This window comes from Sodalis praecaptivus, assembly GCF_000517425.1.
In the GTDB taxonomy this organism is placed as follows: Bacteria; Pseudomonadota; Gammaproteobacteria; order Enterobacterales; family Enterobacteriaceae; genus Sodalis_A; species Sodalis_A praecaptivus.
Genome location: NZ_CP006569.1, coordinates 4,399,000 through 4,411,534, shown reverse-complemented (window position 1 = coordinate 4,411,534; position 12,535 = coordinate 4,399,000). Strand labels below are relative to the sequence as shown.

Annotated in this window: 7 protein-coding genes and 1 pseudogene; 1 reads left to right on the top strand and 7 read right to left on the bottom strand. The window is 60.7% G+C overall.

The features are described 5' to 3' along the window. Window positions 1–126: 126 nt before the first annotated feature. A complete protein-coding gene (gltP, locus tag SANT_RS19620) occupies window positions 127–1,425 on the top strand; it encodes a glutamate/aspartate:proton symporter GltP (RefSeq protein ID WP_025423939.1) in 1,299 nt (432 codons plus the stop codon). 196 nt (window positions 1,426–1,621) lie between these two features. On the opposite strand, the gene SANT_RS19615 is transcribed toward gltP, so the two are convergent. From SANT_RS19615 to nrdD, 7 genes and pseudogenes are all read right to left on the bottom strand, one after another. Further along, window positions 1,622–4,741 carry an efflux RND transporter permease subunit gene (locus tag SANT_RS19615; protein WP_025423938.1) on the bottom strand — a complete coding sequence of 1,040 codons (3,120 nt, stop codon included), beginning with the start codon at window positions 4,739–4,741 and terminating at the stop codon, window positions 1,622–1,624. Next, window positions 4,738–6,519: an efflux RND transporter periplasmic adaptor subunit gene (locus SANT_RS19610; protein ID WP_025423937.1), complete on the bottom strand. Its 1,782-nt coding sequence runs from the start codon at window positions 6,517–6,519 to the stop codon at window positions 4,738–4,740. Before SANT_RS19610 ends, SANT_RS19615 begins: the two co-directional genes overlap by 4 nt. After that, on the bottom strand, window positions 6,516–7,769 hold the full coding sequence (locus tag SANT_RS19605) for a TolC family protein (RefSeq protein ID WP_025423936.1): 1,254 nt from the start codon (window positions 7,767–7,769) through the stop codon (window positions 6,516–6,518). The genes SANT_RS19610 and SANT_RS19605 overlap by 4 nt, the downstream gene beginning before the upstream one ends. Window positions 7,770–7,781: 12 nt before the next feature. Then, window positions 7,782–8,372 (bottom strand): copper-binding protein, encoded by a 591-nt coding sequence (locus SANT_RS24335; RefSeq protein WP_025423935.1) that lies wholly within the window; start codon window positions 8,370–8,372, stop codon window positions 7,782–7,784. Between the two features lie 78 nt (window positions 8,373–8,450). Continuing rightward, the gene (locus SANT_RS19595; protein WP_025423934.1) at window positions 8,451–8,876 is read right to left on the bottom strand and encodes a hypothetical protein; all 426 of its coding nucleotides are present in this window, start codon (window positions 8,874–8,876) and stop codon (window positions 8,451–8,453) included. A 668-nt stretch (window positions 8,877–9,544) separates the two neighbouring features. Next, window positions 9,545–10,003: pseudogene (gene nrdG, locus SANT_RS19590) on the bottom strand (anaerobic ribonucleoside-triphosphate reductase-activating protein); the annotation flags it as partial. Between the two features lie 6 nt (window positions 10,004–10,009). Then, on the bottom strand, window positions 10,010–12,148 hold the full coding sequence (nrdD, locus tag SANT_RS19585; protein ID WP_025423932.1) for an anaerobic ribonucleoside-triphosphate reductase: 2,139 nt from the start codon (window positions 12,146–12,148) through the stop codon (window positions 10,010–10,012). Window positions 12,149–12,535 lie beyond the last annotated feature (387 nt).

The window sequence follows — 12,535 nt, the reverse complement described above, 5'->3', positions numbered from 1 at the left end:
CGATTTATACCAACTTTTTAAAGCACCCCCGCTTCGCATGATCATAAGAGGTGAATAAGTGAAGCCGGTGACGGAGATGGACAGGTGTTCGTCACGGTGGGGTCTACTATGGAAAGCACTATTGTTATGAAAAAGTTAAAAATAACGCTCGCCTGGCAAATTCTCGTTGCTTTAGTCCTGGGTATCCTGCTCGGTGCGGTACTCCATAACCAGGGAGAATTACGCGATTGGATGATTGCCAATATTCTTTCGCCGGCCGGGGATATTTTCATCCGCATGATCAAAATGATCGTGGTGCCCATCGTGGTCGCCACGCTGGTTGTCGGCATTGCCGGTATTGGCGATGCCAAAAAGCTCGGCAGCATCGGATTTAAAACCATCCTGTATTTCGAGATAATCACGACGCTGGCGATCATTCTGGGAATTACCCTCGCCAATGTCTTTCACCCCGGCCACGGGATTGATATGTCGACGCTGGCGGTGGTGGATATCTCAAAATATGAGCAAACCACCGTTGCAGTGCAGTCCAGCGGTCATAGTCTGGTCGGCACCATTTTGTCGCTTATCCCGGCGAATATTTTTGCCTCGATGGCCAACGGCGACATGTTGCCGATCATTTTCTTCTCCGTCTTGTTCGGCCTCGGCCTGGCCTCTTTGCCGGAAAATACCCGAGCGCCGCTGTTAAATGTGTTCAACGCGGTCGCGGAGACGATGTTCAAAGTCACGCATATGGTGATGCGCTATGCGCCGGTGGGGGTTTTTGCGCTGATTTCGGTCACCGTGGCGACCTTTGGCTTCGCCTCGCTGCTGCCGCTGGCCAAGCTGGTGCTGTTGGTATACGGCGCCATTATCTTTTTTGCCCTGGTGGTGCTGGGGGCCGTGGCGCGGCTCTGCCGGTTGCGTATTTGGACGCTTATCTGCATTTTAAAGGAAGAGCTGATTCTGGCCTTCTCCACCGCCAGTTCGGAAAGCGTGTTGCCGCGCATTATCGAAAAAATGGAGGCGTACGGCGCACCGGCGGCGATTACCGGCTTCGTGGTGCCGACGGGGTATTCGTTCAATCTGGACGGGTCGACGCTGTATCAGAGTATCGCCGCCATTTTCATCGCGCAGCTGTACGGCATTGAACTGTCCCTGGGCCAGGAAGTGGTGCTGGTGCTGACGCTGATGGTCACCTCCAAGGGGATCGCCGGCGTACCGGGCGTATCCTTTGTGGTGCTGCTGGCGACGCTTGGCAGCGTGGGCATTCCGCTAGAGGGGCTGGCGTTTATTGCCGGCGTCGACCGGATCCTGGATATGGCGCGTACCGCGCTTAACGTAGTGGGGAATGCGCTGGCGGTGCTGGTGATCGCCAAATGGGAAAATCAGTACGACAGCGTGCAGGCGCTGGCGTATGAGAAAGAGATGTTGGCAACCAAAGACTGATTGTCACCCGTCTGCCCGATCAGCGCCCCATGGCGCTATCGGCAGGGGGAATGCCGGCGCGAAGCAGAGACCAAAACGGCCCGATGTTAATGATATCAGGCCGTTTTGGTTGGAGCGGTAATGAGGTGTCAAGGTGACCCGCGCGGCCAAGGCGGCGTGGAAAAACCCGCGGATCGCCCCAGATGCGTTGACGCCATCAGCCGCGGCGGTGCAGCAGCTTGTACAGCGCCGGAATGACCAGCATCGACAACAGCGGCGCGCTGACCATCCCGCCGACCATCGGCGCGGCAATGCGCTGCATCACCTCCGAGCCGACGCCGCCGCCCCACATGATCGGCAGCAGGCCGGCCATGATGGTCGCAACGGTCATGACTTTCGGCCGCACGCGCAGCACCGCGCCCTCGCGAATGGCCGCCAGCAACGCCCGTTCGTCTAACTGCCCCTGTTCGTCGCGGTGCTTGACCAGCGCGTGGTTAAGATACAGCACCATAATCACGCCGAATTCTGCCGCAACGCCGGCCAGCGCGATAAAGCCCACCGCGGCCGCCACCGACAAATTGTAGTTCAGCAGATAGAGCAGCCAGACGCCGCCAATCAACGCAAACGGCAGTGTGCCCATGATAAGCAGCGCATCGCGCACCCGGCTGAAGGTGATATACAGTAGAACAAAGATAATCGCCAGCGTGAAAGGCAGTACGATTTTCAGCTTGGCGCTGGCGCGCTCAAGATACTCGAACTGCCCGGACCAACTGAGCGACACCCCCTGCGGTAGCTTGACCTGTTGCGTCACCGCGCGCTGCATCTCCTCGACGGCCGATTTCAAATCCCGGCCGCGCAGATCGACATAGATCCAATTCGACAGCCGGGCATTTTCGCTTTTCAGCATCGGTGGCCCGTCATTAACGCGGATGGAGGCCAAATCCCCCAGCGTAACCTGCGCGCCGGCCGCGGTGATAACCGGCAGGTCGCGCAGTTTTTGCACCGAATCCCGCAACTCGCGCGGATAGCGCACATTAATGGGATAACGTTCGCGCCCCTCGATGGTTTGGCCGATGTTCTCTCCGCCGACGACCGCGGCGACCAGGGACTGTAGCGCCTGCACCGTGACGCCATAGCGCGCGGCGCGCACCCGGTCGATATCCACATCGATATAGCGTCCGCCTTTCAAGCGCTCCGCCAGCGCCGACGTGACGCCCGGCACCTGCCGTACCACCCGTTCGATTTGCTGTGCGACCTCTTCAATCTGGTCAATGTTATTGCCGTTGACCTTGATGCCAACCGGACTCTTGATACCGGTGGCCAACATATCCAGCCGGTTGCGGATGGGCGGTACCCACACATTGGCAATGCCGGGCAGGGAGACGGCGTTATCCAGCTCGCGCACCAATTTATCCATGGTCATCCCCGGTCGCCACTGCTGTTTGGGTTTGAAATGAATCGTGGTTTCCAGCATGGTCAGCGGCGCTGGATCCGTCGCGGTATCCGCCCGGCCCGCTTTACCGAATACCGTCTCCACTTCCGGCACGGTCTTGATAAGCCGATTGGTCTGCTGTAGTAGCCGAGCGGCTTCGCGCGCCGAGATGCCGGGCAGAGTCGAGGGCATGTACAGCAAATCCCCTTCGTCTAGCGGCGGCATGAACTCGCTGCCTAGCCGGCTGAGGGGATAAAGGGTAACCAACAACAGCGTGAGCGATAGACCGAGCGTGGCCCAGGGCCTGGCCAGCGCCAAATCCAGCACGGGGCGATACAGCGCAATCAGCCAACGGTTAAGGGGATTGGCCCTCTCGTCTGGAATGCGGCCGCGGATGAAGTACCCCATCAGTACCGGCACCAGCGTGATCCCCAGGCCGGCGGCGATCGCCATGGAGTAGGTCTTGGTGAACGCCAGCGGGCTGAACATCCGGCCCTCCTGCGCCTCCAGCGAGAAAACCGGAATGAAAGATAGAGTGATGATCAGCAGGCTACAGAAAAGCGCCGGCCCCACTTCGGTGGCGGCGCGGGCGGAAACGTGCCAATAGTCCTCGTTTGACGGCGTCTTGCCGGGATGATCATGGCGCCACTGCTCCAGCACCTTGTGCATGTTCTCTATCATCACGATGGCGGCGTCGACCATGGCGCCGATGGCGATGGCGATACCGCCGAGCGACATGATATTGGCGTTGATTCCCTGATAACGCATGACGATGAAGGCGCCCAATATGCCGAGCGGCAGGGTGATTATCGCCACCAGCGCGGAGCGGAAGTGAAACAAAAACAGACTGCACACCAGCGCCACGACGATAAACTCTTCGATCAGTTTATGGGATAACGAATCAATGGCCTGCTCAATCAAGTGGGAACGGTCGTAAACCGGCACGATTTCTACGCCCGGCGGCAGACTGCGGCGAATGTCCGCCAGCTTGTTTTTAACGCCGTTGATCGTATCCAGCGCATTTTTACCGTAGCGCATAATGACGATCCCGCCGGCGACTTCTCCTTCCCCGTTCAGTTCCGCCACGCCGCGTCGCATCTCCGGCCCGAGGCGGACCTGCGCCACATCGGACAACAATATCGGCACGCCGCCGCGGGCGTCGATGACAATGTGGTTGAAATCCGCCAGCGTTTTCAAATAGCCGGCGGTGCGTACCATATATTCGGCTTCGCTCATCTCCAGCACCGAGCCGCCGCCCTCCTGGTTGGCCTGCTGTACCGCTTCGATGATTTGTTGATGGCTGATATTCAATGCGCGCATCTTGTCCGGCTGCAGCACCAACTGGTATTGCCGCACCATGCCGCCGAGGCTCGCGACTTCCGCCACGTTGGGCACGGTTTTCAACTCAAACTTAAGGACCCAATCCTGCAACGCCCGCAGCTCCGCCAGATTGTGCCGGCCGCTGCGATCCACCAGCGCGTACTCATAAACCCAGCCGACGCCGGTTGCGTCCGGACCCAGGCCGGCGCGAGCCTCTGCCGGCAGCGTCGCTTGCGTCTGGCTCAGGTATTCCAGCACCCGCGATCGTGCCCAATAGGGATCGGTACCATCGGCGAACAGGACATAGATATAAGCATCGCCGAACATGGAGAAGCCGCGCACGGTGGTCGCGCCGGGAACCGACAGCATCGTGGTCGTCAAAGGCCAGGTAACCTGATCTTCTACAACCTGCGGCGCTTTGCCGGGATAGCTGACCCGAACGATGACCTGGACATCGGACAGATCCGGTAGCGCGTCCACCGGCGTGCGTTGTAGAGACCAAATGCCCCAGGCCGCCAGCAGCAGCGCCGCCAAGATGACAAGCAGGCGGTTGCGCAGCGACCAGCGAATAATGAAAGCGATCATTGGTCGCCCCTTAGCGGTACGATGGTGGTGAGTTGCGCGCCGCTGTCGTTCAGGATAAAGGCGAATTGCACCCGGCTACCGATGTTGACCTCCGGCGGTAAACCGCTCTCGAGCAGCGTGAAATCCATGGTCATCGCCGGCCAGTCCAACGCCGCGATGGCGCCGTGGGCCAGGGTCACCCGCCGATCATGACGGGCTTTCAGCGTCCCTTCTCCCCGGTAGGTTTGCGGCGAGGCGTCGTGGCTGCCGGCATCATGATGCGCCTGTGGCGATGCCGATGCGCCGCCGGCGCTGTCATTGCCTGACGGCATCGCCGGCATGGGCGGCGAGGCGTCGTGGCTGCCGGCAATATGATGCGCCTGTGGCGGGGCCGATGCGCCGCCGGCGCTGTCATTGCCTGACGGCGTCGCCGGCATGGGCGACGAGATGTCGTGGCTGCCGGCATCATGATGCGCCTGTGGCGGGGCCGATACGCCGCCGGCGCTGTCATTGCCTGACGGTGTTGCCGGCATGGGCGCTGAGGCGCCCTGGCCATCGGCCGGCGCACCCGCTAGCTGCGGCAGCGCGCCGCGCAGGCTGGCCTCGGAGTCGATGAGGAATTGCCCGGCGGCGACGACTTTATCCCCGTCGTGCAGCCCGTTGACGATTTCAACCCGGTCGCCCAAACTGCGCCCGGCAGTGACCGCAACCGGCCGGAAATAGCCGTCACCCTCGGCCAGCAGCACGGTATTGCGGCTGCCGGTCTGTAGTAACGCGTCCTGGGGGATCGTCAGCACCGTTTCACCTGTAGCGCCGCCGTCGGCCCGCTGCACCCGCATGTACATGCCCGGCTGTAGGCGGGCGTCATGATTATCGATAGCGATACGCGCCCGGTAGGTGCGGGTGCTGTTATCCACGACCGGCAGCAACTCTTCGACACGCCCGTGAAAACGCATGTCCGGCCAGCGCGCGGTGGTGGCGACAATGTCATCCCCCGCCGCCACGGCACCGGCTTGCGCCTGCGGGAAATCGGCCACCAACCACAACGGATCCAGCGATGCCAGCTCAAACAGCGGCTGCGCCGCGGTGACCTGGCTACCCTCACGGACCGACAATTGGCTAATAAAGCCGCTTGCCGGCGCGCGCAGGGTGATGCGGGTCTGCGGTTGCCCGCTTCGCTCAACCGTGCGGATGACCTCCTCCGGCATCAACAGCAATTGCAGTTTCTGGCGCGCAGCGGCCGTCAAGGCGCGGTCCCCCAGTTGCCTTATCGCCAGATATTCCTGTTGGGCGGCATTCCACTCGGGGATCCACAGCCGCGCCAGCGGCTGATTCTGCGTGACGCGCTGCTGTTCGGCGCGGACGTATAATTTATCCACCAGTCCGCCGGCCCGCGCCGGAATAACGCGAAGGCCGCGATCGTCGATATTGACGGTACCGAAGGCGTCCAGGTCCCGCAACAGCGTACTTTTCTGCACCGTCGCGACCGCCACGCCCAGGTTTTGCTGTTGGCGGGCGCTGAGGGTTATCCCGCCGTTATCCTGCGACTGATCGGCATAGCGGGGCGTCAGCGGCATATCCATAAACGGTGATTTGCCGGGCTTGTCGAAACGTTGGCCGGGTACCATGGGATCGTACCAATATAATACTTTGCGATGGTCGTCAGGGCGCGCATCCTGCGCCGTGACGACCTGCTCCGGCGCGGCTGGGTGCAGCGCATAGCCGGCGGCGAACGCCGCAATCAACCCGGCGATCGCCAGCGTGATGACGCCGGTACGGCCGGTAACAGAGAGGCTCATAGCCTATTCTCCTCGGGGATCAAATAGCGGATGGCGGCCCAGTCCTGGGCCAGTTGTCTGGCGGCACGGCTTTCCTCGAGCTCGCTGCTCAATAGCGCCTGGCGAGCCTCAAGCAGCTCGCCCAAGCCGGCGGTACCGCTGCGATATTGCGCCTGCACAAGCGCGATGCGCTGGCGCTGCAATGGCAAGACCTCCTGGGTTTGCCGCCGCCAGCGGCTTTGGGATGCTTCATAGCGGGCGATCAGCGCCTGTAACTGCGCGGTATGATCGCGAATGGCGAGCGCCAGCCGATCATTGGCCTCAAAGGTGCGCGCCCGATCGGCCGCGTGCTCCTTGTCCTGGCGCTGCGACTGAAATAGCGGCAAATCGACCGTGAACATGATGCCGGCCATATCGTCATAGCCGCTGGCGCGCTGGGCGTAGTACACCTCCACGCCGACATCAGGCAGCGCGGCGACGGCCGATTGGGCCGAGCGAGCCTGCGCGACGTCCGCCTCCCGACGCGCCTGCAGAATTTCGGGGTGCTGCGAGATACCCTGAGTGAGCACGGCCACATCCGCCGGTAGGCGCTCAAAGCGCGGCAGCGCGCCTGTAGGTTGCACTTGAGCGACGCCGGTGAGTTGCGTGAGACGCGCTTGGGCCAGCGCCACATCCCGGTGGGCATCGGTGACGGTATCGCGCATGGCGCTAAGCGCCAGGCGTGCGTCCAGCACCGCGGCCGCATTGGCGCCGGCCGCGACGCCGGCGCGTCGTACACCGATTTGCTGTTCGCTCTCCGCCGCCAGCCGCACGGCGCTGTCCACGGCGCGTTGCGATAGCGCCAGATCCAGCCAGGCTTGCGCGGTATCCCGCTGGAGCTGCGCGCGCAGACGCTGATAGTTTGCCGAGACGGCGTCCGCCTCGGCGCGGATGGCGTCCGCCTTGCGGTCACGTTTGGTCTGACTGATATACTCCTGCATGATGCCCACGCGCTTCATGGTCATCCCCTCCCGGCTGAAGCGGCGATCGTTACTGCCGCCCACCGGGACATTTTCAATACCGAACTTAAGCTGCGGGTCCGGCAGCTGGTTGGCGGTGTCGGCCTGGTTTTCCAGCGCCTGACGTTGATAAACGGTGGCGGATAAATCCGCCGAGTAGCGTTCGGCTCGGACCAGTGACTCAGCAAGCCCCATCTCTTCGGCGCCGGCGGCCGTAGAGAAAAGGAGCGCGAGGACCAGCCATGCCCGAGGATAACGGCACGGTAACAGCATGATATTCCTCGCTTATGGCTGGATGGGCTGAATGGCGGTGACGGTATAGCTGCCGTTTTGCAAGCGGAAGCTGAAATTCACCGCGGTGCCTGTGGCGAGCGGCTTGGCCGCCAGCGCGTCGGGCAGCGCGAACGTCATGGTCATCGGCGGCCATTTGAGCGCGGGGATCGCGTGATGGGCGATGGCGACTTCATGCGCATCCCAACGCGCGATGGCGCCTTGCGCGCTATAGACTGCGGCGGCGGTATCGACGTCGGCCTGCTGTGTGGCCGGCAAGGTCTGAGCAGCGGCGGTCATCGCGCCGGCGTGGTCGTGCATCATCTGCGCCATGCCGGGCTGGCCGTCAGCGGCGATGAGCGTCATGGCTGGGGTAGCGGGGGTGTCGGCGTGGTCGAGCATCATTTGCGCCATGCCGGGCTGGCCGTCAGCGGCGATGAGCGTCATGGCTGGAGTAATGGGGGTGTCGGCGTGGCCGTGCATCATCTGCGCCATCGCGCCAGGAGCGCCGGCGACGGTTAGCGTGGCGGACGCAGAGGCGTCCAGCGGCAAAAAAAGGGAAAACAGGCTTACAACAGCGCTAACGCTGAGCGATAAAGTACGCATGAGGACAATTCCTGAACAAAAGTCAATAACTGCCGGCGCAATGACTGCGTCGACAACCGATTGCGTTTTGTCAGGTGGTTATTCTCGGTAGCGGCAGAACTTCTCTTCCGCCGGCGGCCCCGCGATGGGCGGCATCAGCCAGGCAACGATTTGTTGCCGTGGCGGCTCATGCCGGTCGATTAGACTGAGTCTGGCGCTGTTCGGCAGCGCGATAATCGGCGCGTGATGGTTTTCCTGCTGCGCCGAATCCGGCAGGCAGTGTTTACCGCAGATCGGTTCGGTGGTGCTGGTGTGGCCCGGCTGCGGGATGGCGCTATGGATCATGCCCTCACTGTGCTGAATACTGGGCGGCAGCGAGATGGGTTTGAGATTGCAATCGTGGCTGGCCAGCGCCAGCTGCGCGTTCATCCACAGCCAGATAAACAGCATGCACTGCCAGGCAATCCGCCGGCGGCGGCGGCTAAGCAGATGGCTGAATCGGGCGGGACGAACACAAACGCGCATGAAATTCCTATTTCAAGTTGTTGATAAATAAGTTGGCCAAGCTTAAGTGAACGTGAAAAACACACCAGGCTTATTGATACGCATCAATATTATCGGCATAAACACCCATTACATGAGCAAATTTGCGCTTATTGACAATTCGCCGCCGCAATAACCGACACGGCTTACGCGTGAGCGTCACCCTGTTCGCTGGCGCTACGGCGGCTTGGCGCACCACCACGAACCGGCGGGATACCCGCGGGCAAGATCAGGGCGCACCGCCGGCCGGGCGGCGCCTAAGCCATCGGCGCCGCGCAAATGATCCGGCAGCGCCAGTAGGTATGGATGCCTCTGTCACTGCGGCAACAGGGCTAAATAGGCCGCCTCTGTCACTGCGGCGACAGGGCTACATTGGCCGCCTCTCTCACTGCCGCGACAGGGGGGAATGTGGCTGCCTCCCTCACTGCGGCGACAGAGGTAAATTGGCCGCCTCTCTCTCTGCGGCGGCATGGGTGGAAATGGCTGCCCCCCCGCGTCGGCAGCCCCTATCGGTTTGGTTACTCCCTCGTGTCGGCGACGCCGGTGGGAGCGGGGCTCCCCTTCGCGTCGCCGGTCTCCATCGCTGCGCTTATCTCCGCCGCGTTGAGCGACGCCCGCAAGCTCGCCCCTTGTAGCCTGCGCTGCGCATGCAAATCGTGGATCACCTGATTGCCGCTGCCGCGCCAAATTAGCGCGGGATCGTGTAAATCCTGCACGAATTTGCCGTCCACTAGCACATCCACAAGCGCTACCACCTGCTGCTGCGCCTCGGTTAGCGTCCCGAGGGTATAGCCGGTCCACATCCAAACATCTTTATCGGGGCATTCCCGACGTACCCGTTGCAGCAGACGGCGAATCGGCGCCAGATTTGCCGGATGCAGCGGATCGCCGCCCGACAGGGATAAACCCTGCCGCCGGATACGCGTATCCTGCAAATGGCAAATAATGCGATCCTCCATCTGCGCGGTAAAGGGTAAACCGGAATTAAGCCGCCAGGTGCTTTTGTTGTAGCATCCCGGACATTGGTGCTCGCAGCCGGAGACGAACAGCGTACAGCGCGTACCGGGGCCATTGATGACGTCCACCGGGTAGTACTGATGGTAATTCATCGTCCCTCAACCCAGCTCGCCGGTCGAGAGATGCTTGACGCGCCGTTTGACTTCCTCCTGTTTACCGGCGTTAAACGGCCGCGCATCCGGGCTGCCCAGATAACCGCAGACCCGTCGGGTCACCGACACGCGCGCCGGGTTATGGTTGCCGCATTTCGGGCAGGTAAAGCCCTTACTGGTGCAGGCGAATTCGCCGGTAAAACCGCACTCGTAGCACTCATCGATAGGGGTATTAGTACCGTAGTAAGGCACGCGGTGATAGCTGTAGTCCCAGACATCTTCCAGCGCGCGCAGGTTGTGTTGCAGATTAGGGTACTCGCCGTAACAGATAAAACCGCCGCTTGCCAGCGGAGGATAGGGCGCCTCGAAATCCAACTTGTCATAGGGATTCACTTTCTTTTCCACGTCCAGATGGAAACTGTTGGTGTAATACCCTTTATCGGTGACGCCGTCGATAATACCGAACTCGGCGGCGTCCAGGCGGCAAAAACGGTCGCACAGGTTTTCGCTCGGCGTACTGTAGAGGCTGAAACCATAACCGGTTTCTTTCTTCCAACGGTCGGTCGCCGCCTGCAACCGTGCGACGATCGCCAGCGCTTTCTCCCGCAGCTCGACGCTGTCGTAAACGTGGGTGCGGTTGCCAAATAGCGCGTTAATGGTTTCGTGAATGCCGATATAGCCCAGCGAAATGGTGGCGCGACCGTGTTTGAAGATCTCGGCGATGTTGTCATCCGCCTTCAGGCGCACGCCACAGGCCCCTTCCATATACAGTATTGGCGCGACCCGCGCTTTTACGCCGTCCAGTCGGGCGATACGGGTCATCAACGCTTTTTTGGCCAGCCGCAGCCGCTCGTCCAGCAATGACCAGAAGCGCGCTTCGTCGCGTTCAGCCTCCAGCGCAATGCGCGGCAAATTGAGGCTGATAACGCCAAGATTATTGCGGCCATCGTGGACAAGCTGGCCATTTTCCTCATAGGCACCGAGGAAACTGCGGCAGCCCATCGGCGTTTTAAACGATCCGGTGACTTTCACCACCTGGTCATAATTGAGGATGTCGGGGTACATCCGTTTGCTGGCGCACTCCAGCGCCAGCTGTTTGATATCGTAGTTAGGATCGCTGAATTTATGATTGACGCCATCGCGAATCGCGAACACCAACTTGGGGAACACCGCGGTTTTCCGGTTTTTACCCAGACCAGCGATGCGGTTGCGCAGTATGGACTGCTGAATCAGCCGCGATTCCGCGCTGGTGCCCAGCCCGAAGCCGAAAGTGACGAACGGCGTCTGACCGTTGGCGGTGTGCAGAGTATTGACCTCATATTCCAGCGACTGGAAAGCATCAAAACACTCTTTTTCGGTACGGGCGCGGGCATAGCCTTCCGCATCCGCAATATGCCATTCACTGGCGGTGTTACGGTGCTTGTCATAACTGGCGGCGACATAGGGCGCTAGGATTTCATCGATCCGATTAATGGTGGTGCCGCCGTAAATATGGCTGGCGACCTGGGCGATAATTTGCGCGGTGACCGCGGTGGCGGTGGAGATCGAGCGCGGCGGCTCTATCTCGGCGTTGCCCATTTTAAAACCCTGGGTAAGCATGCCCTGTAAATCGATGAGCATGCAGTTGAACATGGGAAAGAACGGCGAGTAATCCAGATCGTGATAATGAATCTCGCCGCGTTCGTGGGCCAGCACCACATCGCGCGGCAGGATGTGTTGCCGGGCGTAATGTTTGGCGACGATCCCGGCCAGCAAATCGCGCTGGGTGGGGATCACTTTGCTGTCCTTATTGGCGTTTTCGTTTAACAGCGCCATATTGCTCTGTTCCACCAGCCCGCGGATTTCCTGGTTCAACCGGCCGCGCTGCTCGCGCGCCACGTCGCGATCGTGACGGTATTCGATGTACAGCCGCGCGAGGGTTTTATAAGGACCCGCCATCAGCTGATTTTCCACCGCGTCCTGGATATCGCGGATATCCACATGGGAGCGGGACGCCATCTGCCGCGCGACCAGCGCGGCGACGGTCGCGCAATAATCCGCGTCGTCTACGCCTGCCGCCTGTGCGGCATGCAAAACCGCCTGGAAAATACGCTGTTCATCGAAATTGACCTGACATCCGTCCCGTTTGATCACTACCGGTTGCACGATGTGACTCCTTGTATGCCGAGAGAGGTTAAGCGCCGCACCTGCGGGCAGCGCCTGAAAAAGACAATCGCTCATGTTGCCAAGGTCGGCTACGCCGCGGAGCGTTTACGCGCGCAAACCGCGCGTGCCGGCCAGTAATCATCCGCGATGCGACGAAGCGGCCGATTGCCGGCAGTGTGTGCGCTGCATCGCATGGCACTATATGTAGTCTTTGTGATGTGATTTTGGCACAAGATGTAGAAAAGCGTCGCAACGATCGCACTAAAAATTGACTTTGCGCAATAAAGTTTATGTTCGGATGAATTGCTGGTCAGCGCGATTTTTACCCGTCCGCGCGGTAACGCTTGAAATAGCTGGGAAAAGGGGAGGTAGGCGAATTTTACCCCT